The organism is Burkholderia sp. BCC1638 (genome assembly GCF_902833195.1).
GTDB lineage: Bacteria > Pseudomonadota > Gammaproteobacteria > Burkholderiales > Burkholderiaceae > Burkholderia > Burkholderia diffusa.
On record NZ_CADFEC010000012.1, the window covers coordinates 123,095 to 145,105 of the forward strand.

Here is a 22,011-nt window from a genome sequence, read left to right on the forward strand (position 1 = left end):
GCCAACAGAGAACAATGACGACAACCTATCCGCTGCATGACGCATTGACGCACGCCGACACGGCGTTTCCGGCCGAAGCCGACATCGTGATCGCCGGCGCCGGCATCATGGGCTGCGCGGCCGCCTATTACCTCGGCCTGCGCGGCCTGAAGGCCGTCGTGCTCGACAAGTCGCGCATCGCCGGCCAGCAATCGACGCGTGCCTGGGGCTTCGTGCGGCAGCAGGGCCGCGAGTCCGCCGAAGTGCCGCTGATGATGGCCGGTATGCGGATCTGGGAGGGGCTCGAGCAGGCGCTCGGCTTCGATCTTGAATGGCGCCAGGGCGGTTGCCTCTATATGGCGGACAACGAAGACGACTGGGCATCGTTCCAGGCATGGCTCGCCGTCGCACGCGAACACGGGCTCGACACGCGCACGCTGACACGCGCGGAAATCGACGCGCGCGTGACCGGCCTGGCGACGCAAGCGCGCACGCTCGGCGGGCTGTATACGGCGACCGACGGGCAGGCCGAGCCGCGCCGCGTGGCTGCCGCGTTCGCGGCGCGCGCGAACGAAGCCGGCGCGCGTTTCTTCGAAGGCTGCGGCGTGACGGCGATCGAGACGGCCGGCGGCGCGGTCGTCGGCGTCGTGACCGAGCGCGGCACGATTCGCACCCGGCGCGTGATCTGCGCGGCCGGCGCGACCAGCTTCCGGCTGCTCGACGGCGTCGGCATCCGGCTGCCGCAACAGGCCGTGCGCGGCACCTGCATGCGCACCAACGTGCTGCCCGACGTGTCCGCATCGACGATCTGGGGCCACGGCCTCGGCATTCGGCAACGCAGGAACGGCACGATCAACCTTGCCGACGACATGCAGGTCGACGTCGACCTGACGCTCGGCCATCTGCGCGGCTTGAGCCTGTTCTGGCCGGAGTTCTGGTCGCGGCGCGAGAAGTTCCGGCTGCATCTGAATGCGGCGGCGTGGCGCGATGCCTGCGCGCGCATCGGCGGTGGCGGCGGCCCGATCGAGCCGCGCGATCCGCAGCCGCAGCCGAATCGCGCGCATGCGCCGCGCGCGCTCGCGAAGTTGAAGACGATCTTTCCCGCGCTGAAGGACGCGCAGATCGTCGAGGCCTGGGCCGGCCTGATCGACGTGCTGCCCGACGGGATTCCGGTGATCGACGCGCCCGGCACGCTGTTCGGGCTCGCGATCGCGACCGGCTTCTGCGGGCACGGCTTCGCGATGGGGCCGATCGTCGGGCGGCTGCTGGCCGAATGGGTCGATGCGGGCGAGCCGTCGCTCGACCTGTCGGCGTTCCGTGCACGGCGTTTCGCCGACGGCACGATGGTCCGGCCGCGCAGCATGCTGTAGCGGCGTGCCCGCATGTTCCCGTCGTAGAATCGAGCCCGCAATCTTCAGGAGATTTCCCGTTGGCAACGCCCACCGACAAGCGCCGCTCGCTGCGCTCACGCCTGCGTCGCACGCGCGACCCATGGCGGGCGCCGCGTGCGCGCACGCTGTTCACGCGTCCGGCGACGTCGCCGCGGCGTACGCTGCTGTTTCGTCTCGGCGCGGTCGTGGTGCTGTGCATGCTCGCGTTTCTCGTGCTGTATCTCGATCGCGACGGCCTGCGCGATTCGACCAAGAGCACGCCGATGAACGTCGCGGACCTCGTGTACTTCACGATGGTCACGGTCGCGACGGTCGGCTATGGCGACATCGTGCCGGTCACCGCGCGCGCGCGTCTGATCGACGCGTTCTTCATCGTGCCGATCCGCATCGGCATCTGGTTCATCTTCCTGGGCACGGCCTATCAGTTCGTGATCCAGCGCGTCATCGAGGAATTCCGCATGAAACGCCTGCAGAAGCAACTGTCCGATCACATCGTCGTATGCGGCTACGGCCTGTCGGGGTCGATCGCCGTGCGCGAGCTGCTCGAAAGCGGCGTCGATCCGTCGACGATCATCGTGATCGATGCGCAGCAACAGGCGCTCGAGGCCGCGACGTCGCTAGGCGTGACCGGGCTGCTCGGCGATCCCGCGCACGAGGATCTGCTGCAGCAGGCGCAGGTGCGCGCGGCGAAGGCCGTGATCATCTCAGTGACCGACGACCCGACCGCGATCCTGCTGACGCTGTCGGTGCGCAGCATCGCGCCGGAGACGAAGATCGTCGTGCGAATCCAGGAGAACCTGTATCAGCGGCAACTGCGCCAGGCGGGCGCGGACGTCATCGTGTCGTCGACGAAGATCGGCGCGCTGCTGCTCGCGGACGCGGTGCATAGCCGCTACATCGTGCCGTTCGTGAACGACATGCTGTCGACGCGCGGGCGGGCGACGCTGCTCGAGCGCGAGGCATTGCCGCACGAGATCGGCTGCATGACGAACGTCGTGCCGGGCGCGATCGTCGTCGGGCTCGATCGCTGCGGGAAGATTCATTCGTTCTACGAGGATCCGCCGTGCCGGATCGAGGCGGGCGATACGCTGGTCGTGATCCAGTCGGCGAGGATTCCGGACCCGGACGTGTGAGGGCCGGTTGGGCAACGCCCGCCATCGCATGCCTCTGGCGCGCCGTGACCGGTGGATCCCCCGCTTGATATGGCACCGCGCGTTATTTAGTATGAAGTAATCGCGTCGTGCGCCGCGCACGAGCGTGATCATCGAGGAGACACATGCAATTCAGGTCGGCGGCTCCCCAGACGATCGTCGTGATCGGTATCGTGATCGCCTGTGCGCTCATGGGTCTGTGCGTGCTGCAATTGTTCCAGAGCCGCAACGACGCGCTCGAGCGGGCGAGCGAAACGTCCCGCAATCTGGGACTGATCGCCGAGCGCGACATCGAACGCAATTTCGAACTCTACGACCTGTCGCTGCAGGCGGTCATCGCCGGGCTTCAACGTCACGACGTGATGGCGGCGCCTGCGGGCCTGCGGCGCGCGGTGCTGTTCGATAACGCGATGACGGCACAGTTTCTCGGCTCGATGCTGGTGCTCGACGCCGGCGGCAACATCGTCCTCGATTCGGCCAACGACGTTCCACGCCACGGCAATTTCGCCGATCGCAAGTACTTCACCGTCCACCGCGACAATCCGGATGCGGGGCTCTATGTCAGCGACCCGTTCACGTCCCGCCTGCGGGGTGGTTCGCCCAGCATCGGGCTCACGCGGCGGATCTCGAACCCCGACGGCTCGTTTGCCGGCATCGTGCTCATCGCGGTCAACCTCGAGTATTTCCATCACCTGTTTGCCGGCCTGTCGCTCGGACAACATGGATCGATCTCGTTGATCGGCAACGACGGCGTGATGGTGATGCGTCAGCCGTACGACGTCCACACCATCGGTCGCAACATCAGCCAGGCCGCGACGTTCAAGCGGTTCCAGGCCGCGCGTGAGGGCGTGTTCTCCGAAACCTCGGTGCTCGACGGCGTGCGTCGTCTCTACTACTTCAGGCACTTGCCGAAGCTGCCGCTGATCATCATGGTCGCGGAAGCGGAGCAGGATATCTATGCGGCATGGCGGCACCGGGCCGTGACGATCGGCGCGCTGGTGGCGACCTTCGGCGCCGCGTTCATCGCGGTGTCCTTCATGCTCGGCACGCAGTTACGGCACCGGATGCGCGCCGAGTCGGAACTCGTGCTGCTGGCCCGCACCGACGGTCTCACAGGCCTGAACAATCGCCGCAGCTTCGCGGAAGTGCTGGATCGCGAATGGCGTCGCGCGCGGCGGGCACGATCGGTTTTCTCGTTGCTGTTCGTCGATGTCGATCGCTTCAAGGCCTATAACGATACCTACGGCCATCAGGCAGGCGACGACGCGCTGGCCGCGGTCGCACGCTGCATCGGCGACAACATCCGACGGCCGGCCGATACTGCGGCCCGCTATGGCGGAGAGGAATTCGTCGTGCTGCTCCCCGATACAACCGAGCCGGGCGCCGCCCAGATTGCCGAGCGGATTCGCGCGGCGATCGACGGGCTGCCGCTCGAACACGCCGGCAGCGAACACGGGCACGTCACGGCCAGTATCGGCCTGGCGATCTGGACGCCCGAGCACGATGCCGAGGCCGACGCTGTGATCAAGGCCGCCGACGAGGCGTTGTATTACGCGAAAGCGACTGGCCGGAACAAGGTCGTCGCCTTTCATCCGCCGGCATGACGCGCGTCACGACATGCGGCCGCAAGACTTCATGACGTACACCAGGCGTTGCCGGCACCCGTAATACAAGTTCGCCGCGATGCCGGCCTTCGCGCTACAGTGGGCGTCATCCGGCTTCCGCCGAAGGCCGACCCGAGGTCGAACCATGCAACTTCAAACCGGCAACCTGTTCAGCGTCGAAGGAACGCGCGGCGACGACGAGCGGGTCGATGTGCTCGTCACCGGCGCGCGCCTGAACGTCGAGCGGATCGTGTCGATGGGGCATACGAGCCCCGACGGGTTCTGGTATGACGATTCGCGTGCCGAATGGGTGGTGCTGCTGTCGGGCGCGGCGGTGCTCGAGTTCGAAGCGGACGCGACGCTGCACGACATGCGTCCCGGCGACTACGTGCTGATCGAACCGCATTGCCGGCATCGCGTCGCGTGGACGCACCCCGACGAGCCGAGCGTCTGGCTCGCGATTTATCACGACCGTTGAAACGCGCGGCGGCTCATGTGCCTGACCGGCGCCGGCTGAAGCGCTGCTCGACGACGTTGGTTCCCCATTGCGCGCCCTCCGATTCGCTGGTCAGCGTGAAGCCGAACGATTCGTACAGGTGACGCGCCGAATCGAGCCCCCTGAACGTCCACAGGTATGTCTCGTCGAATTGCTGCTCGTCGACGAAATGCATTGCGCGCGTCATCAGTTGCCGCCCGATGCCGGAGCCGCGCAATCCATCGTCGACGATGAACCATCGCAAATGTGCGATTCCGGTGGCCTTGTTCCCGTCTATTGCGACGGACGCGAGCGCGCGGCCGTTTTCGGCATGGAGCCACAGGGCCTTGCCCTCGATTGGCAGGGTGCCGGCAAATTCCGCGAGTTCCGTCGCAACCTTTTTCTCGAAGAACGCGCCAAACCCCCAGTGTTCCGAATAGAACCGTGCGTGAAGGCTCGCTATGTCGCCAATACAGCCGGGCTGATAGCCGTCGACAATCTGCATGGCGTCCGCTTTCGGCGGGGGCGCGTCGGCGGCATTGTCCTGCGCGAGCGCGTCGCTATAAAGCGCCAGCGAACGGACGAGGGTTTGCTGGTCCGCCGGGACCATCCGGCGCAACGCATTCGACACCTGACGCGTCGCGAACTGGTCGATCTTCCTGCGAAGTTTTTGCCCGTCGGCAGTCAGGTACAACGCCGTCGCACGCGCGTCGTCGGGCGAGATGCGGCGCGTGACGAAGCCAGCCGTTTCCAGCCGCGAAAGCTGCCTGCTCGTGTTCGATTTGTCGAGGCGCAGAATGCTGCCCAGATCCTTCGCGCTGATTCCGGGCGCCATGCCTATTTCGAGAACGGCGTGAACGGCGGACGGCGCCAGATCGCTGTCGGCCAAGGTCGCGCGCATGAAGCCCAGTTCGCGAACCAGCTTGCGGGAAAAATCGCGAAGCTCGAGGATCGTCGCTTCGCGAGTCTTCGGCGGAATATCGATGAGGTCCATGCCGGATCCGGGAAAGTTGCGTGTCGCAACTCATATTAGTTGCGATGCGCAACTTGTCAAGGACGATTGACGCCGGGCGGTCGGGTGGCTTGGCCGGCAGCGCGGCCGGGCGCGGCGGAAGCGGCGCGGCGTCCGGCGTTACCCGCGCCCCACGAACGGCATCGTGGTCGCCATGATCGTCATGTTCAGGATGTTCGTATCCAGCGGAAGGTTCGCCATCTGAACGACCGCATTCGCGACATGCGTGACGTCCATCCGCGCCTCGGGCGCCATGCGTCCATCGGCCTGCGGCACGCCTTCCGTCATGCGATCCGTCAGCGACGTCGCCGCGTTGCCGATGTCGATCTGACCGCAGGCGATGTTGTATGCACGACCGTCGAGCGCGAGCGACTTGGTGATGCCGGCCACCGCATGCTTGGTGGCCGTGTATGCGATCGTGTTCGGGCGCGGCGTATAGGCGGAGATCGAGCCATTGTTGATGATCCGGCCACCCTGCGGCGTTTGCGCCTTCATCACGCGCCACGCGGCCCGCGCGCAGAGAAAGACGCCCGTCAGGTTCGTCGCGACGACGTCGTTCCATACGCCGAAATCGTATTCGTCGAGCGGGACGGCCGGTGCATTGCGGCCGGCATTGTTGAAGAGGACGTCCAGCCGCCCGAACTGCTGCGCGATTTGCGCGAACGCGTGTTCGACCGATGCTTCGTCGGTGACATCGGCCGGAAAAACATGCGCGTCGCCGTGGGCGGCGACGATCGCTTCTTTCGTCTCACGCAGCGAGGCTTCCTTGCGTCCGATCAGTGCGACGGTATATCCGGCGTTCGCGAGTGCGATTGCCGTGGCGCGACCGATGCCGGATCCGGCGCCCGTGACGGCGGCGATCTTCTTCGAGACAGACATGGCTTGGTTCCCTGCGGATTGGGTGAGGGAGGCGGCGGCGGGCGCGCGATGCGCTCGCCGTGCGCCGGTCGAAGCGACATGCTACCGCGCACGCCGGATTTCGCGACGCGCGCGACTATTTCGATGCGCTCGCCGACGAGCCGAACGAGCGGCAGGGGGGACGTGGCTTTGACCTGACAGGCGCGGCGCAAGCGGCGGCAGTGCGCCGGGCGACCGGTGCGGCGGTGACGCGTTCGTCCGTCGGGAATGCGGTCCGGCCGCGATGCCGTCACGCGTAGTCGGCCACCTGTTGCGCATCGCGCTTGACCTGTTCGATGTCGCGAAACCGCGCGGCCGGATGCGCGTCCGGCAGCCGCGCCGACCCGCCGAACAGCTTCTCGCGCAGCGTGCCCGGCACGTATTCGGTCGGGTAGACACCGCGCCGCTGCAACTCCGGCACGAGGTAGCGCACGATGTCCTCGAAGGTTTCGTGCGCAACGGCATACGCGAGATTGAAGCCGTCGACGTCGGTCGCGGCGACCCATTCTTGCAGGATGTCCGCGACGGTCCGCGCGGAACCGACGAACACCGGCCCCATCCCGCCGATGCCGCCCCAGGCCGCCAGCTTCTCGATCGTCCACGCGGTATCGCCGCCGGCCAGATGCTCGACGGCCGACACGATCGCATTCGTCTCGACGCGCCGCACGGGATCGGTCGGCGCGTACTGGCCGAAATCGATGCCGGTCCAGCCGGACATGAACACGAGCGACCCGTCGTACGACACATAGCGGCGATACTCGTCGAATTTCGCCTGTGCCTTCTCGTCGGTCTCGTCGACGATCACGGTGACGAGGTTGTAGATCAGCACGTCGTGCGGGTCGCGGCCCGCGGCCGCGGCTTGCGCGCGCACGTCGGCGACATAGCGTGCGAGTTGCGGTTGCGTCGGCGCGGCGACGAACACGCATTCGGCGTGTCGAGCGGCGAACGCCTTGCCGGGGCCCGACGCGCCGGCCTGGAACAGCACCGGCGTGCGCTGCGGCGACGGTTCGCACAGGTGATAGCCGGGCACGTCGAAGAAGCGCCCCTTGTGGCCGATCTCGTGCACCTTTTCCGGATGCGTGAACACGCGGCCGTCGCGATCGCGCACGACCGCGCCGTCTTCCCAGCTGCCTTCGAGCAGCTTGTACAGCACCTCGACGTACTCGGCCGCGACCGCATAGCGGTCGTCGTGCGTGCGCAGCCCGTTGTCGCCGACGTTCTTCGCGCCGCTCTCCAGATACGACGTGACGATATTCCACGCGAGCCGGCCCTTGGTGTGATGGTCGGCGGTCGACAGCCGGCGCGCGAACGTGTACGGATGCTCGAATGTTGTCGACGCGGTGATGCCGATGCCGAGATGCTCGGTCGCCATCGCAATTGGCGCGGCGAGCTGCAGCGGATCGTTGACCGGAATCTGCGCGGCCTGACGAAGCGCGTGATAGTTGCTGCCTTGGTAGACGTCGTAATAGCCGATCACGTCCGCGATGAAGATCGCATCGAAGATCCCGCGTTCGAGCACGCGCGCGAGATCGGTCCAGTAGTCGAGATCCTTGTACTGCCACGAACGATCGCGCGGATGCGCCCACAGGCCGGGCGACTGATGGCCGACGCAATTCATCTCGAACGCGTTGAAGCGAATGGTCTTGCTCATCGTGCGGCTCCCGGCTCCGCGTCTGCGCCAGCACTTGCACCGTTGCCGACGCGCCAGACGAACGGCGGCGTGCGTCCGTTGATGATCCAGTCGCCGACGATCCGCGCCTTGTAGACGAGCGGATTGTGCGACGACACCGTGCGTGCATTGCGCCAGTGACGATCGAGCGCGGTCGTGCTGCGCGTCGCGGACGCGCCGAGCGCGTCGAACAGGCGCGTCGCCGCGCGCAGCACGAGTTCCGACACGACGAGCTGGCTTTGCGCGGATTCGATTTCGGCTGCGACGTTCGCGGCACGCTCAGCTTCGTCGTCACCGCCGAAGCGTGCGACGTACGCCTGCTGCAGCGGCTGCGCGGCGCGCAGCGCGAGCGCATCGGCCGCATAGGCCCACGACGCGATTTCGCCGATCACCTGCTGAAGTTGCGCGTCGTCGCCGGCGCGCGCTGCGTTGCCATGGCTGTATACGCGCGAGCGGTTGCGCACGAGTTCGCCCGCGTCGCGCACGATCGCATGGCCGATGCCGGCCAGCGTGGCGACATGGAACAGCTGGTAGAACGCGGTCTGGTATTTGAAGCGGCGGGCAAAATCGATCACGTTGTCGGCATCGACCGCGGCATTCTCGAAGCGTGTCGTGCCGCTGCCGGTCGTCGTCTGGCCGAAGCCGTCCCAGTCGTCGTCGCGGATCACGCCGGGCTGCGCGGTGGCGACCGCGACGATCACGTCGCTGCCGTCGTGCGCGCGCTGCGCGAATACGTCGATCCAGTCCGCGAACAAACTGCCGGTGCTGTAGAACTTGCGGCCGTTCAGCACGAACCGGCCGTTCTGCTCCGACACCTTGGTGAGCGTCTGACCGAGCGGGACGTCGCCAGCTTCCGACCATGCGTTGCCGACGAGCTGACCGCTCGCGAAGCGGTCGAACCACGTCGTGCGCAGCGGCCCGGGCGGCGCGTTCAGCCAGTCCTCGACGAACGTGAAGTGTCCGCGCAACGCCTGCGGCAGATTGGAATCGGCGGCGGCGAGTTCGGTCAGCAGCCGGAACAGCTGCGGCAGCGACGCGCCGGCGCCGCCGTCGCGCACCGGCAGCCGTACGGCGCCGAAGCCGGCGGCCTTGAGCCAGCCGATCGCTTCGTGCGGCAGTTCGCGGCGGCGCTCGCGCTCGGCGGTGCCGGCGGCGATGCGCTCGAAGAGGGGGCGAAACCGGCTCGCGAGTGCGTCGTAGTCGGTGCCGGTGGAAAGATCGGTATCTGCGTGCGACGAAGTCATGCGGTGTTCCTCGAAGGGCGGGGCCGTTTGCACCGGGAGGCCAGTATAGGAAGCACGACGCGCGCGTTCCAATAACGGATTCGCAGATCGTTATCGTGGCTGCGCATTACGTGGACCAACGACGGGAAGTGTCGACGCCCGGGCATCGATTGCGATGTCGAAACGTGGAAACGGATGTCGTTCGATGCGATGTCGTTTGTTATCCGAAGGAATATCGTTACGAGAATCGCTCGGTTTGCCGGCCTGTGGGGTGCTGCTAGATTGAATGCTTTCGTCATTCGACAGGAGAACCCGATGTCAGATACGAGTGCGACGATTCAGGAGCGACCGGCCGACGCAAGACCGCAGGTGGCCCGCGTGATCGCCGACGACGCGCAGGCGATCGCGGTCGCGCATGCGCTTGCGCAGCGGCTGGCCGAAGGGGCGACCGAACGCGATCGCGAGCGCCGGCTGCCGCGCGACGAGATCGAATGGTTCTCGCAGTCGGGGCTGTGGGCGATCACGGTGCCGAAGGCATACGGCGGCGCGGGTGTATCGCACGTGACGCTCACCGAGGTGATCAAGATCGTTTCCGCGGCCGATGCGTCGCTCGGGCAGCTGCCGCAGAACCATTTCGGGCTGGTCGACGTGATCGCGCTGACCGGCACGGACGCGCAGAAGCGTCACTTCTTCGCGGAAATCCTCAGCGGCAAGCGTTTCGGCAACGGTTTCTCGGAGAAGGGCACGAAGCACGTGCTCGACCTGAAGACGCGCGTGCGGCGCGACGGCGACGACTATGTCGTCGACGGCACGAAGTTCTACTCGACCGGCGCATTGTTCGCGCACTACGTGCCGGTGCTCGGCCTCGACGATGCGGGTCAGGCGTGGCTCACGTACGTCCGGCAGCCGACGCCCGGGCTGACCGTGATCGACGACTGGTCGGGTTTCGGGCAGCGCACGACCGCGAGCGGCACGGTGGTGCTCGACGGCGTGCGCGTGCCGGCTTCGCATGTGCTGAACGCGCAGCGCGTATCGGATGAACCGACGCTCAACGGCCCGCTGTCGCAGATCATCCAGGCGGCGATCGATGCCGGCATCGCGAAGGCCGCGATCGCCGATACGGAGGCGTTCGTGCGCACGCGCACGCGGCCCTGGGTCGACAGCGGCGTCGAGCGGGCGGCCGACGATCCGTTGATCGTCCGCGAGATCGGCCGTCTGCACATCCAGCTGCATGCGGCGGAAGCGCTGCTCGAACGCGCGGCGCGCACGCTCGACGAGATCGGCGCGCGCGGCGCGGTGACCGACGACGATGTCGCGCGTGCGTCGGTCGCGGTCGGCGAGGCGAAGGTGCTCACGACCGAGATCGCGCTGCTCGCGGGCGAGAAGCTGTTCGAGCTGGCAGGCACGCAGTCGACGCTCGCCGAGCACAATCTCGACCGGCACTGGCGCAATGCGCGCACGCACACGCTGCACGATCCGGTGCGATGGAAGTATCACCTCGTCGGCAACTACTACCTGAACGGGGTGCGGCCGGCGCGTCATGCGTGGAATTGAACCGACCGGGGATCCGGCGCGACAGCGTGGCGCGCGGGTCGGGCCGGTGACGCCGGCGCAGCGAAGGGCGCGGCGTCAGGCAATCGTCGTGCGACGGCCTGACGTGTCGACCGGCCTCGTTACTTCACGCATTCCAGTGCGTACTTCAACCCCTGTCCGAGCAGCCCGCGCCACACTTCCCACGTGTGCCCGCCGTCGACGACGCGAAGTTCCGCCGGGTTCTGCGCGCGGCGCAGTTGCGTGTACAGCACGCTCGATTCGGCCTGGATCGTCAGGTCGTCGTCGCCCACCGCGATGAACATCGGCACGCGCCAGTTGCGGGCGAAATAGCCGCGCAGCAGCGCCGGGTAGTTGAGCTCGTGCCACACGCGCGGGTCGAACTGCCGGTCGCCGAACACGCCGACATAACGCGCGGCGGAATTGAGCGGCGGCTCGTTCGCGTAGATCGCGGGGCTGAGCAGCATCGCGCCGCAGAACAGGCCCGGCTCGAGCAGCGAGAAACGCAGTGCGCCGAAGCCGCCCATCGACACGCCTCCGATCGCGCGGCCCGCGCGCTGGTTCGACACCGCGAAGTGCGCTTCGACTTCAGGCAGCAGGTCGTTGAGGAACGCGCTCTGCATCTTCTCCTTGCGGTCGACGTACCAGTCGGTGCCGCCTTGCGGCATCACGATCACGACGGGCGGGATCTCGCGGCGCTCGATTAGCGTGTCGGCGGTGGCCTGCAGCCGGCCCTGCGTGATCCAGTCGTTTGCGTTGCCGGCGTTGCCGTGCAGCAGGTACAGCACCGGATAGCGCGCGCCTTCCGGGTTGTAGCCGGGCGGCAGGTAGACCGTGTAAGACCAGTCGCGCTTCAGCGACGCCGACCGGAACGCGCGCAGCACGACGCTGCTGCCCGGATTGACCGGCGGTTCCTGGGCGGCCGGCGCGATCGTTGCGGGCGGGACGGTCGCGACCGCGGACGACGCCGTTGAAACCGCGGGCCCGCCCGTCGTGGCGTGGGCGGTGGCGATGGCGCCGGCGATCAAGGCGGCGGCGAACGGAAGGGCGAGTCGGCGCATGGTGAATCGTTTCAGGAGAGGCGCCCGCTATCGTAGCAGCGGCGCATGACGGCGCGGCGCATCATCACCGCGAACGGAACGGGAACGGCAGCCGCGACACGAGCGGCGCATAGAGTTTCGCGACGAGGTACAGCAAGCCCATTGCGACGGCGTCGGCGGTCAGGCCGAGCGGCACGTTCAGATAGCCTTCGGTCGCCTGGTAAAGCAGCGAATCGACTGCGAGCGAGATGCCGGTGCCGGCGACGAAGCACAGCAGCCCCTGGCGGCCGATCGTGCCGATCCACGGCATCGCGTGCGCGACCTTCTTCATCCACCCGAGGTGCACGAGCTTGGCCGCGAGCCACGCGATCGCGAGGAAGTTCGCGAGCCGCAGCGCGCCGAGATTCTGCTTGATCGACGGATCGGTCGGGAACGGCTCGATGCGCAGCCGGTAATACGCGCCGGCCGCGACGATTGCGAGCGACACGGCCGTCAGCAGCCAGCCCTGCGGTTTCGGCGCGAGCGTCTGGTAGACGGGCTGGCAGCGCGCGATCACGCCGAGCACGAACAGGAACTGCCACGCGAACGGATTGAAGTCCCACGGCGCGCCTTCGACGGTCGGCAAGAAGCGCGCGATGTGCGGCGCCGCGTACCAGAGCGAGCCGCTGAACGCGAGCATCAGCCACGGCTGCGTGCGCGCGAGCGGCAGCGCGAGCGGCACCAGCAGCGCGAAGAACGCATACATCGGCAGCACCGACGCGAGATACGGCTGGCGGCGGAACAGCAGGATGTCGCGCAGCGCGGCGAGCGGCTTGTGGAGCAGGCCGTCGAGATCGTTGGTCGGCATGTTCGGGCCGTCGATCGAGAATGCGTTCAGCACGGCGGTGATGAGCAGCATCAAGCCGGCCGTCACGAGGAAAGCACGGTAGATCTCGAAGGCACGGCGGATGAAACGCTGGCGCGCGGCCGCCTCGTCGTGGCGCTCGGCGAGCGAGTTGTACGCGATGGCAGTCGCGAAACCGCCGAGGAACACGAACACCTCGGCCGCGTCGCACAGCGCGTACGCGTGCAGCGTCACGCGCGACAGGATGCTGCCGCCGATGTGGTCGACGACGATCACCAGCAGCACGAGGCCGCGGAAGAAATCGAGCTCGGCGTAGCGGCCGGCCCGGGCGGCGGCGGTCATCGGGCCGCCTCCGGGGGCGCGCCGCGTGCGCGGCCGGCACCCGCCGCGCATGAATCGGGGTGAAGCATGACTTCGTGAAGAAATGAAGAACGGATGCGCATTGTGCCACCGATGTGACGCCGTCCGGGTTTACGCGGATGGCAGGCCGGCCAGCCGTTGCCGGCAAGCCTGATCGGGCCATGGTGAGAACAGGGCAGTTGGACGAGCGCAACGCTTTGCGAGCCGGTCCCACGCCCCGATGGACGGGCGATTTGCGACGTGACACCATTTTGTCCGCGCGGCCGCACACCGCGTAGTCCGCCCTGCGGGCCACCTCGATAAAACAGATCAAACAAATCGCCGGGCGCATGGCCTGCCCGGCCCGGCTCCGGAGATCCGTCATGAAGAAGCACGTCATTTTTGCCGCCGCGCTGGCCGCTTTTGCCGCGCCGGCCTTCGCGCAGGACAGCGTGACGCTGTACGGCCTGATCGACGAGGGCTTCAACTACACGAACAACGTGAACGTAAACGGGGTCGGAAAAACGAATTACCAGCTCGCGAGCGGCTACGCGCAGGGCAGCCGCTGGGGCCTGAAGGGCAGCGAGGATCTGGGCGGCGGGCTGAAGGCGATCTTCACGCTGGAAAGCGGCTTCGACGTGAACAACGGCCGGCTCAACCAGGGCGGCCGGATGTTCGGCCGTCAGGCGTTCGTCGGGCTGAGCGCGTCGCGTTTCGGTACGTTGACCTTCGGCCGCCAGTACGATTCCGTCGTCGACTATCTCGCGCCGCTGACCGCAAACGGCAACTGGGGCGGCACGCTGTTCTCGCACCCGTTCGACAACGACAACACGGACAACTCGTTCCGCGTCAACAACACGGTCAAGTACGCGAGCCCCGACTGGAACGGGCTGTCGTTCGGCGGCACCTACAGCTTCAGCAACAGCACGGGCTTCTCGACCAACCGCCAGTACAGCATCGGCGCGCAGTATTCGCTGGCCGGCCTGCAGGTCGCGGCTGCATACCTGCAGGCGAACAGCCCGGGCGTCGGCAACGCGGGCGCGATCGCGGCCGACGATGCGAACTTCGTCGCCGACCGCCTGCGCATCTTCGGCGGCGGCGTCAACTACACGTTCGGCCCGGCGACGGTCGGCTTCGTCTATACGAAGACCGACGTGAAGAACCCCGTGTCGACCGTTTACCTGCCGGCGTCGACGTTCTCGGGCCTCGGGCTGAGCGCGACCAAGTTCCAGAACTTCGAGATCAACGGCAAGTACCAGCTCACGTCCGATTTCTATCTCGGCGCGCAGTACGTGTACACGGACGGCAAATTCGACGCCGCGGCCGGTTCGTTCAAGCCGAAGTACCACACCGTCGGGCTGATGGCCGATTACAGCCTGTCCAAGCGCACCGACGTCTACCTGCAGGGCGCATGGCAGAAGGTCGCCGGCGACAAGACCGGCACCGCGGCCGACGGCGGCTACGTGGTCGGGACGGACGGCCCGTCGTCATCGGCCAACCAGTTCGCGGTGCGCGCCGCGATTCGCCACAAGTTCTGATGTCGACCTGCCGGCGCCCGGGGCGAATTGCCTCGGCGCCGGCTTTCGTCACGCGGGCCGCCGCGCGTCGTTGTCGAGCGTTTGCGCGAGCCAGTCGACGAAGATCCGCACGCGCGGCGCCAGATGCCGGCTGTTCGGAAACACGACCGACACCGGCAGCGGCGCGGCATGCCACTCCGGCAGCACCTCGACCAGCGAGCCGTCCTCGAGCAGCGGCGCGAGCCCGTCGCGCGGCGCCTGGATCAGCCCGAGGCCCGCGAGACAGCACGCGAGATACGCCTGCGAGCTGTTCACCGCGACCACGCTGCGCATCTTCACCGTCTGCAGCGCGCCCGAATCCATGTCCGCATATTCCCAGTCCAGCTCGCGGCCCGTGCGGCTCGAGAAATAACCGACCGCGACGTGGTCGGGCAGATCGTCCGGCGAGCGCGGCGTGCCGTATCGCGCGAGATACGCAGGCGACGCGCAATTGATCTGCGCCATCTCGCCGACGCGGCGCGCGACCAGCGACGTGTCGGACAGCACGCCGACGCGCACCGCGCAGTCGATGCCGTCGGCGACGAGATCGACGAAGCGGTCGGTCGTGCTCAGCACGACGCGCAGGTCGGGATAGCGCGCGTGGAAATCCGGCAGCGCCGGAATCACCTTGTTCAGCGCGAAGCGTTCGGGCAGGTCGACGCGGATCGCGCCGCGCGGCGCGGCGCCGGCGTCGTCGAACAGCGTCTCGGCATCGTCCAGATCGGCCAGCAGCCGCGTGCAGCGCTCGTAGTAGGTGGCGCCCTCGGCGGTGAGCGCGACGCGCCGGGTGGTTCGCTGAAGCAGGCGCACCCTCAGGTGTTTTTCCAGATACTGGACGGCATTGCTGACCGTCGGGCGCGGCAATTGCAGCTGCTCGGCCGCTTTCGTGAAGCTGCCGAGGTGGGCGACGCGCGCAAAGATGCGCATTGCATGCAGATGGTCCATGCGGGGCGGGAGCGTGGGCGAATTGGGACAGGCTCCATTGTTAATCAGCGTCGAATGAATTGGTTGGGCGTTTCGCGTTTATCGCGCGCCGCGATGCGTCCAGAATCCGGTTCATTCACTCACCACTGCAAGGAAACGGACATGGACAAGCGTCAACTGGGCCGCACGGGCCCGCAGGTGTCGGCGATCGGGCTCGGTTGCATGGGGATGTCGGATCTGTACGGGCCGGCGGATCGCGACGAAAGCATCGCGACGCTGCACGCGGCGCTCGACAACGGGATCACGCTGCTGGACACGGGCGACTTCTACGGGATGGGCGACAACGAGATGCTGATCCGCGATGCGCTGCGCGGCCGCGCGCGCGACCAGGTGCTGATCAGCGTGAAATTCGGCGCGCTGCGCGACCCGGCCGGCGCGTTCGTCGGCTACGACGCGCGGCCGCAGGCGATCCGCAACTTCGTCGCGTATTCGCTGAAGCGGCTCGGCACCGACCACATCGACATCTACCGGCCGGCGCGCGTCGATCCGGCGGTGCCGATCGAGGAGACGGTCGGCGCGATCGCCGATCTCGTGACGGCCGGTCATGTGCGCCATATCGGCCTGTCGGAGGTGGGTGCCGACACGATTCGCCGCGCGGCGGCCGTCGCGCCGATCGCCGACCTGCAGATCGAATACTCGCTGCTGTCGCGCGGGATCGAGGCGGACATCCTGCCCGTGTGCCGCGAACTCGGGATCGGCGTGACCGCGTACGGCGTGCTGTCGCGCGGGCTGCTCGGCGGCGGCTGGAGCGCGGCGCGGCAGGGCGAGCGCGACTTCCGCGCGGCCAGCCCGCGCTTCCAGGGCGAGAACCTCGCGCACAATCTCGCGCTGGTCGACGCGCTGCGTGCGATCGCCGACGAGAAGGGCAGCAACCCGGCGCAGATCGCGATCGCATGGGCGCTGTCGCGCGGCGACGACATCGTGCCGCTGATCGGCGCGCGCAAGCGCACGCAACTCCAGGACGCATTGCAGGCGTCTAAGTTGCAACTAACGGTCGATGATCTGGCGCGCATCGAAACGGCGGTTCCCGCCGGGGCGGCTGCCGGCGAGCGTTATCCGGCCCCCCAGATGGCGCACCTCGACAGCGAGCAGGGCCGGGGGCCGGCACACAAGGCCTGAACGGCGGGCATGGCGGGATGACGAGGCGACGAGGCCGGCCGGGCGGGCCCGAGCCAGCCTCAGGCAAAGCCAGATGGCCGGCGGCGTGACGGTGGCTCATCATCGCGCCGTCTTCAACCGGACGGAACACCCGCCATGCAAACCCATACGCTGACGATCATCGTGCTGGTCTTTCTGCTGGCCGGCGCGGTCAAGGGCATGATCGGCCTCGGGCTGCCGACGATCGCGATGGGGCTCTTGACGCTCGCGATGCCGCCGTCGGCCGCCGCGAGCCTGCTGCTCGTGCCGTCGTTCATCACCAATGTGTGGCAGCTGTGGCTCGGCCCTTCGTTCGGGCCGTTGCTGCGGCGTCTGTGGCCGCTGCTCGCCGGGCTGACGATCGGCACGCTGACGGGCGGGCTGCCCGCGCTTGCCGCCGGCAGCGCGTGGACCCACGCGGCACTCGGCGTCGTGCTGGCCGCATACGGCTGCTGGGGGCTCGCCGCCGCGCGATTGCCCGCGCCGGGCCGATACGAGAAGTGGCTGTCGGCCGCGGTCGGCTATCTGACGGGCGTCGTGACGGCCGCGACCGGCGTGTTCGTCGTGCCGGCGGTGCCGTACCTGCAGGCGCTGCGGCTGTCGAAGGACGACCTGATCCAGGCGCTCGGGCTGTCGTTTACCGCGTCGACGATCGCGCTCGGGCTGCAGTTGCGCGTGACGGGCGCGCTGCAGACGATCGATCTCGGCGTATCGGCGCTGGCGCTCGTGCCGGCACTCGCGGGGATGATCGGCGGGCAATATGCGCGGCGCGTGATGAGCGAGAAGGCGTTCAAGCGCTGCTTCTTCGTCGGGATGATCGCGCTCGGCGCCTACATGGCCGCTTCGGCGTGGCGGTGAACGGGCATCGCCGACACGCGCACCGCGCGCCCGGTGTGAATGCCCCGAAGCCGGTTTCGAGAGCCGGCTTCGAGGACTCTCACGACGCGGCGGCCATGCCGCTCAGGCCGGGTCGGCGTACTTCAGCGTCCAGCCGAACGTGCGGGTGACGCCCGCGCCGAGCGCGAACGGAGTGGTCTTGCACGCGAAGTTCGAATGCAGCTGGCCGATCGGCGTCGTCGACAGCGGGTTCGTCGCGCCGTTGACCGTGTCGAAGGCGGACAGCGCGCAGGTGTCGAACCCGGACGCCGCATAGCCGGTCGCGATGCTGTTCGCGTACGTCACCGATGTGCCGTCGCCGTTCGCTTGCGTGGACGCGAAGTCCGCGAACGACGCGAAGTCCGTCTCGACCGACAGGTTGCCGGCGAGCGTGCCCGAGGCAAGCGTGTCGCTGCGCGAGATCGTGCCGTGCGCGAACGTCAGCACGGTATGCACCTGCAGGTCGAGATCCGTTGTGTACGCCGCGTTCTTCGACGCGAGACGGAACTTCGCCGTGTCGAACGACACGACCACCTGTCCGTTGGTCTGCTGGACATCGAGGTTCTTGTAGTACGTGACGGGAACGTAGGTCTTCCCGTTGTACGACACCTGCGGCACCAGCAGTGCGTAGCCCAGATCGGTCGTCCCGTAGATCAGCTTGTCGGAGAACGGCACCGGGTAGTACGGCGTGAACGAGTTGTAGTCGGGCGCCTGGCTGAGATTCAGGTTGACCACGCGGCGGCCGTCGCGCACGGTGAGCAGCGCCGCGTTGTACGGATGCGCGGTATCGGCGGGCTGGTTGTACCAGGTGAGCGTGTAGCGCGGCAGCGCGTCGAGCCACGCATCGTAGGCCGCATCGTCCATCGGCGCCTTGCCGCCGAAGCCGAGTTTGTTCCACCACGCGTTCACGTACAGGTACTGATGCAGCAGGCTGAAATTCTCGCCCATCACGCGCGGCTTGCCGCGATAGGCGTCCGTACCGCGACCCTTGACCCACATGTTCACCGATGGCGTCGGCAGCGACGGGTCGTACCAGTACGTGTCGAAGCGCCGCGCGGCCCGGTAGATGAACGCGTACGCAACCTGCTTTTCCTGGTCGGTCAGCACGCCCGCGTTGGCGGCCGCCGTCAGCACCTCCATGAACGCGGAATCGCCGTACGGGCCGATCGAGCGGCCGTAGTTGAAGCCCTGGCCGTCGGCGTTCAGCTGCGGCAGGATCAGGTCGACCGACTTGCGCAGATAACCCTTCAGTTCCGGCGTGAGATTCGCCTCGTTGCCCATCTCGAACGTGCGTTCGGTCACTTCGCCGATCAGCAGCGTGCTGTAGCGGTCGTAGCGCGCCCGGTCGTAATAGGTCGTGTGCGTGTTCGACGCTTCGTCGGAGAAGCCACCCGACGAATCGTTGCGGATGTGGTTCGTCACCGTATAGAGCAGCGCATCGCGCGCGCCCATCGTCGCGACGGCCGGATCGGTCGCCGACGAGAACGATGGATTGCTCCAGCCGAGCTTCTGCCGCAGTCCGGCGATTCCGTAGGACACCGCATAGTAATTCTGCGCGGTGTTGAGCGACGCAATGTCGATCGGCGTGCCGGCGGCCGGGCAGGTGCTGGTCTTGCCGCTTGCATCGGGGCCGAACATGTCGCAGAAGGTGAGCCGTTGCTGCAGCGTCGCGAGCATCGCGTCGCTGAAGACCTCGTTGAGCATGCCGCGCGCCTTCAGGTTGTTCAGCGCGACGAGGTAGTAGTACTCGCCCCACGACGTATTTGCATATGTGTAGTCGCTGCCCGACTGCGCCATCATCGCGGTCGTGATCGTCTGGTACGTCGCGAGATAGCTCGCGTATTGCGGGTCGCCCTTCGACTTCATGTCGATCAGGATGTACGACAGGCCGAGCGCGAGCTTGCCGGGCAGGAATTTGTCGCCGGTGTTCGTGTCGAGCACGTGAACCGGCGAACCGTCGCCGAGATCCATGACGACCTGCGTGAAGTCGGGCGACTTCCGGATCAGGTCAAACAGCGCGCGCATCTGGCCCATCATCGTGACCGGAATGCGCGTGCCCGCCGGCACGCTGGTGTCGGGTGCGCCGTAGACGAGCGCCTGCAACGAGTTCGGCGCGAGCGCCGGTGTCGACGGCGGGGCGGTCACGTCGTTGCCGCCGCATGCGCTGACGAACAGGACGGAAAGGGCGCTGAACGCTGCGCCGAGCGCGAATCTGCTGCGCATATGCATCGTGTCTCCAGGTTCGAATAGTGATGAAGTCTTGAATCGCAACTCGAGCAGGCAAGCGTTCTCCCTGCGCGGGCCATGGTCGCGTCGCGCTGACAGTGCGGGAAAACGTTTTCCAAATTTAGGCATCGATTGCTTCGATGTCAATGCGCTTTCACGCCGGATGCGACGGTGAAAACCCGGATGGTCAACGCACGAGGTGCGATGAAAGAGGGCTATGCGTGCGGGAATTTCTGCGATTTATGATTATTTGCGCTGCGGCGCAGCGTGGCATATCGGCAGTGACGGCAATGTCGGAAAGGCGTTCGTGCGGCGCGCCCTCCGGTGAGATATGAAAGAAAACGTTACCCTTGGAAATCGGATTCTAGCCGGATATGGACTCGTCGATCCCGTCCGGTGGCCGTCTCGCGGCGATGCTAAAGCTGCGCTTCGATCGCGGCCTTGTCGATCACCGACCACACCTGCCGGATCTTGCCGTCGTGAAATTCGTAGAACACGTTCTCGGCGAAAGTGACGCGCGTGCCGTCGACGGCGAGCCCCATGAACGTCCCGCTCGGCGCACACGCGAAGCGCAGCCGGCATGCGATGCGCGGCGGTTCGCACACCAGCAGCCGGATCTCGAAATGGAGATCCGGAATGTCGCGGAAATCCTGCTCCAGCATCGCGCGGTAGCCGGCCAGGCCCAGCGGCCGGTCGTTGTGGATCACGTTGTCGGCGACGTACCGGCCGAGCGCCGGCCAGTCCTGGCGGTTCAGGCAGTCGATGTAGGCGCGGTAGTGCGTGGCGAGATCGGGTGTCGTCATGGCGGCGGTGCCTCCTCGTGTATCGCCCGGCCGTTGCGGACGGCGCGCGGCGTTCAGCGCGATGGCGTTTCGCCCGACAGATACGACACGAACGCCTGCGTATATTTGGGCAGCGCATCGAACGATCGCGCGCAGAGCGTCAGCTTGCGGTGGCTCCACACGTCGGACAGCTCGACGAGCCGCACGTCCATCGTCTGCATCGCGCGCTCGGCCGCGTGGCGCGACACGATGCCGATCCCCACGCCGCTTTCGATCACGCGGCAGATCGCGTCGAAACTCTTCAGCTGCACACGGTAGCGGATCCGCTTGCCGAGCGCACGTGCCTGGTCGCCGAGATGGACCTGCAGCGCGCTGCCGTCGGTCAGCCCGACGAAATCCGCGTCGGCGATCTCGTCGAACGCGACCTCGTCGCGCGCGGCGAGCGGATGCCCGGCCGGCACGACCGCGATCAGCCAATCCTCGCGGAACGGCTTCTGCTCGAGTCCGCCGAGCCCGACCGAATCGGCGACGATGCCGACCTCGGCCGTCTTGTTGCGGATCGCGTGCACGATTTCCTGGCTCGAGCGCTCCTCGACGCTGATCGACAGTTTCGGATGATGCGGCAGATACGCGGCGAGCGCGTCGGGCAGGTATTCGCTCAGCGACGCCGTGTTGCAGAGCAGCCGGATATGCCCGCGCAGCCCCTGGCCGTATTGCTGCAGTTCGCCGCGCATGTGGTCGATCTGCTGCAGCACCGTGCGTGCGTGGTGCTCGAGCGCGCGGCCGGCGTCGGTCGCCTGCGCGCCGGACTTGGTCCGGTGCAGTAGCGGCACGCCGAGTTCGTCTTCCATCCCGCGAATGCGCTCGCTTGCTGCCTGCAGCGTGATGTGGGTGCGCTCGGCGCCGCCCGTGATCGTGCCGGCCTCGCAGATGTTCAGGAAGAGCCGCAGGTCGGTCAGGTCGAAGCGCATGGCGGGGTGAGGGCGCGTAAGAATGGATATGGCCGATAAGTTAGCAGGAACCGCCGCGCCGGTCTCAGGCTGCGCCTGAGACCCCGTTCGCCGGTTCCGCATTTTCGGGGCGGGATCGATGCCGGATCATGGCCGCATATCAACCGGGGGAGACTGTCATGCGGGTCGATTCGTCGTGGGGTGTGTCGTTCAAGATCGCGTTGCACCTGCTGTTCCTGTGCATCGGCGTCGCGTGGGCCTGCGCGGAGCTGGTCGACTGGCTGCGCTGAGCGGGCGGCCGTCGCAGGCCGCATCGGCTGTCCGA

Annotated in this window: 18 protein-coding genes; 8 read left to right on the forward strand and 10 right to left on the reverse strand. The window is 67.0% G+C overall.

Features of this window, described 5'->3' with window-relative positions:
• Window positions 1-14 precede the first annotated feature (14 nt).
• The 4 genes from HWX22_RS16620 (at window position 15) to HWX22_RS16635 (ending at window position 4,603) form a co-directional block, all read left to right on the forward strand.
• On the forward strand, window positions 15-1,349 hold the full coding sequence (locus HWX22_RS16620) for an FAD-binding oxidoreductase (RefSeq protein ID WP_175916033.1): 1,335 nt from the start codon (window positions 15-17) through the stop codon (window positions 1,347-1,349).
• A 59-nt stretch (window positions 1,350-1,408) separates the two neighbouring features.
• Window positions 1,409-2,503: a potassium channel family protein gene (locus tag HWX22_RS16625; RefSeq protein WP_175909476.1), complete on the forward strand. Its 1,095-nt coding sequence runs from the start codon at window positions 1,409-1,411 to the stop codon at window positions 2,501-2,503.
• A gap of 143 nt (window positions 2,504-2,646) precedes the next feature.
• Window positions 2,647-4,125, forward strand: coding sequence for a sensor domain-containing diguanylate cyclase (locus HWX22_RS16630; RefSeq protein WP_175916034.1), 1,479 nt, complete (start codon window positions 2,647-2,649; stop codon window positions 4,123-4,125).
• A gap of 145 nt (window positions 4,126-4,270) precedes the next feature.
• Entirely contained in the window at window positions 4,271-4,603 is a 333-nt protein-coding gene (locus HWX22_RS16635; RefSeq protein ID WP_059819300.1) for a cupin domain-containing protein, read from the forward strand.
• Between the two features lie 13 nt (window positions 4,604-4,616).
• On the opposite strand, the gene HWX22_RS16640 is transcribed toward HWX22_RS16635, so the two are convergent.
• The 4 genes from HWX22_RS16640 to HWX22_RS16655 all read right to left on the reverse strand — a co-directional run bounded on the left by HWX22_RS16640 (window position 4,617) and on the right by HWX22_RS16655 (window position 9,422).
• Window positions 4,617-5,594 carry a helix-turn-helix domain-containing GNAT family N-acetyltransferase gene (locus HWX22_RS16640; RefSeq protein WP_175916035.1) on the reverse strand — a complete coding sequence of 326 codons (978 nt, stop codon included), beginning with the start codon at window positions 5,592-5,594 and terminating at the stop codon, window positions 4,617-4,619.
• A 138-nt stretch (window positions 5,595-5,732) separates the two neighbouring features.
• Window positions 5,733-6,491, reverse strand: a complete 759-nt coding sequence (locus tag HWX22_RS16645) for an SDR family oxidoreductase (protein ID WP_175916036.1) — start codon at window positions 6,489-6,491, stop codon at window positions 5,733-5,735.
• Window positions 6,492-6,759: 268 nt separating this feature from the next.
• Entirely contained in the window at window positions 6,760-8,160 is a 1,401-nt protein-coding gene (locus tag HWX22_RS16650) for an LLM class flavin-dependent oxidoreductase (protein ID WP_175916037.1), read from the reverse strand.
• The gene (locus HWX22_RS16655) at window positions 8,157-9,422 is read right to left on the reverse strand and encodes an acyl-CoA dehydrogenase family protein (protein ID WP_175916038.1); all 1,266 of its coding nucleotides are present in this window, start codon (window positions 9,420-9,422) and stop codon (window positions 8,157-8,159) included. Before HWX22_RS16655 ends, HWX22_RS16650 begins: the two co-directional genes overlap by 4 nt.
• Before the next feature lie 294 nt (window positions 9,423-9,716).
• On the opposite strand from HWX22_RS16655, the gene HWX22_RS16660 reads away from it, so the two are divergent.
• Window positions 9,717-10,955 (forward strand): SfnB family sulfur acquisition oxidoreductase, encoded by a 1,239-nt coding sequence (locus HWX22_RS16660; RefSeq protein WP_175916039.1) that lies wholly within the window; start codon window positions 9,717-9,719, stop codon window positions 10,953-10,955.
• A 119-nt stretch (window positions 10,956-11,074) separates the two neighbouring features.
• Here the strand turns inward: HWX22_RS16660 and HWX22_RS16665 are convergent, their stop codons facing one another.
• Both HWX22_RS16665 and HWX22_RS16670 read right to left on the reverse strand, forming a co-directional pair.
• Window positions 11,075-12,013 carry an alpha/beta hydrolase-fold protein gene (locus tag HWX22_RS16665; protein WP_175916040.1) on the reverse strand — a complete coding sequence of 313 codons (939 nt, stop codon included), beginning with the start codon at window positions 12,011-12,013 and terminating at the stop codon, window positions 11,075-11,077.
• 64 nt (window positions 12,014-12,077) lie between these two features.
• Window positions 12,078-13,178 carry an OpgC domain-containing protein gene (locus HWX22_RS16670; protein WP_059534019.1) on the reverse strand — a complete coding sequence of 367 codons (1,101 nt, stop codon included), beginning with the start codon at window positions 13,176-13,178 and terminating at the stop codon, window positions 12,078-12,080.
• A gap of 380 nt (window positions 13,179-13,558) precedes the next feature.
• On the opposite strand from HWX22_RS16670, the gene HWX22_RS16675 reads away from it, so the two are divergent.
• A complete protein-coding gene (locus HWX22_RS16675; protein WP_175909491.1) occupies window positions 13,559-14,713 on the forward strand; it encodes a porin in 1,155 nt (384 codons plus the stop codon).
• 48 nt (window positions 14,714-14,761) lie between these two features.
• Here HWX22_RS16675 and HWX22_RS16680 read toward each other — a convergent pair whose 3' ends face one another.
• Complete coding sequence (locus HWX22_RS16680) at window positions 14,762-15,676, reverse strand: LysR family transcriptional regulator (RefSeq protein ID WP_175916041.1); 915 nt, start codon at window positions 15,674-15,676, stop codon at window positions 14,762-14,764.
• Window positions 15,677-15,817: 141 nt separating this feature from the next.
• Between HWX22_RS16680 and HWX22_RS16685 the strand changes: the two genes are divergently transcribed.
• Window positions 15,818-16,834 carry an aldo/keto reductase gene (locus HWX22_RS16685; protein WP_175916042.1) on the forward strand — a complete coding sequence of 339 codons (1,017 nt, stop codon included), beginning with the start codon at window positions 15,818-15,820 and terminating at the stop codon, window positions 16,832-16,834.
• 135 nt (window positions 16,835-16,969) lie between these two features.
• A complete protein-coding gene (locus tag HWX22_RS16690) occupies window positions 16,970-17,710 on the forward strand; it encodes a sulfite exporter TauE/SafE family protein (RefSeq protein ID WP_175916043.1) in 741 nt (246 codons plus the stop codon).
• Between the two features lie 102 nt (window positions 17,711-17,812).
• On the opposite strand, the gene HWX22_RS16695 is transcribed toward HWX22_RS16690, so the two are convergent.
• The 3 genes from HWX22_RS16695 to HWX22_RS16705 all read right to left on the reverse strand — a co-directional run bounded on the left by HWX22_RS16695 (window position 17,813) and on the right by HWX22_RS16705 (window position 21,707).
• Window positions 17,813-19,957 (reverse strand): hypothetical protein, encoded by a 2,145-nt coding sequence (locus tag HWX22_RS16695; protein WP_175916044.1) that lies wholly within the window; start codon window positions 19,955-19,957, stop codon window positions 17,813-17,815.
• A gap of 413 nt (window positions 19,958-20,370) precedes the next feature.
• A complete protein-coding gene (locus tag HWX22_RS16700; protein ID WP_059533953.1) occupies window positions 20,371-20,757 on the reverse strand; it encodes an ester cyclase in 387 nt (128 codons plus the stop codon).
• Window positions 20,758-20,810: 53 nt separating this feature from the next.
• Window positions 20,811-21,707 (reverse strand): LysR substrate-binding domain-containing protein, encoded by an 897-nt coding sequence (locus tag HWX22_RS16705; protein ID WP_175916045.1) that lies wholly within the window; start codon window positions 21,705-21,707, stop codon window positions 20,811-20,813.
• Window positions 21,708-22,011 lie beyond the last annotated feature (304 nt).

Excerpts from the sequence above, each read along its gene's own strand:
- HWX22_RS16620 (WP_175916033.1), top strand. The coding sequence starts at position 15 with ATGACGACAACCTATCCGCTGCATGACGCATTGACGCACGCCGACACG.
- HWX22_RS16630 (WP_175916034.1), top strand. The coding sequence starts at position 2,647 with ATGCAATTCAGGTCGGCGGCTCCCCAGACGATCGTCGTGATCGGTATC.
- HWX22_RS16635 (WP_059819300.1), top strand. The coding sequence starts at position 4,271 with ATGCAACTTCAAACCGGCAACCTGTTCAGCGTCGAAGGAACGCGCGGC.
- HWX22_RS16640 (WP_175916035.1), bottom strand. The coding sequence starts at position 5,594 with ATGGACCTCATCGATATTCCGCCGAAGACTCGCGAAGCGACGATCCTC.
- HWX22_RS16645 (WP_175916036.1), bottom strand. The coding sequence starts at position 6,491 with ATGTCTGTCTCGAAGAAGATCGCCGCCGTCACGGGCGCCGGATCCGGC.
- HWX22_RS16650 (WP_175916037.1), bottom strand. The coding sequence starts at position 8,160 with ATGAGCAAGACCATTCGCTTCAACGCGTTCGAGATGAATTGCGTCGGC.
- HWX22_RS16655 (WP_175916038.1), bottom strand. The coding sequence starts at position 9,422 with ATGACTTCGTCGCACGCAGATACCGATCTTTCCACCGGCACCGACTAC.
- HWX22_RS16660 (WP_175916039.1), top strand. The coding sequence starts at position 9,717 with ATGTCAGATACGAGTGCGACGATTCAGGAGCGACCGGCCGACGCAAGA.
- HWX22_RS16665 (WP_175916040.1), bottom strand. The coding sequence starts at position 12,013 with ATGCGCCGACTCGCCCTTCCGTTCGCCGCCGCCTTGATCGCCGGCGCC.
- HWX22_RS16670 (WP_059534019.1), bottom strand. The coding sequence starts at position 13,178 with ATGACCGCCGCCGCCCGGGCCGGCCGCTACGCCGAGCTCGATTTCTTC.
- HWX22_RS16675 (WP_175909491.1), top strand. The coding sequence starts at position 13,559 with ATGAAGAAGCACGTCATTTTTGCCGCCGCGCTGGCCGCTTTTGCCGCG.
- HWX22_RS16680 (WP_175916041.1), bottom strand. The coding sequence starts at position 15,676 with ATGGACCATCTGCATGCAATGCGCATCTTTGCGCGCGTCGCCCACCTC.
- HWX22_RS16685 (WP_175916042.1), top strand. The coding sequence starts at position 15,818 with ATGGACAAGCGTCAACTGGGCCGCACGGGCCCGCAGGTGTCGGCGATC.
- HWX22_RS16690 (WP_175916043.1), top strand. The coding sequence starts at position 16,970 with ATGCAAACCCATACGCTGACGATCATCGTGCTGGTCTTTCTGCTGGCC.
- HWX22_RS16695 (WP_175916044.1), bottom strand. The coding sequence starts at position 19,957 with ATGCATATGCGCAGCAGATTCGCGCTCGGCGCAGCGTTCAGCGCCCTT.
- HWX22_RS16700 (WP_059533953.1), bottom strand. The coding sequence starts at position 20,757 with ATGACGACACCCGATCTCGCCACGCACTACCGCGCCTACATCGACTGC.
- HWX22_RS16705 (WP_175916045.1), bottom strand. The coding sequence starts at position 21,707 with ATGCGCTTCGACCTGACCGACCTGCGGCTCTTCCTGAACATCTGCGAG.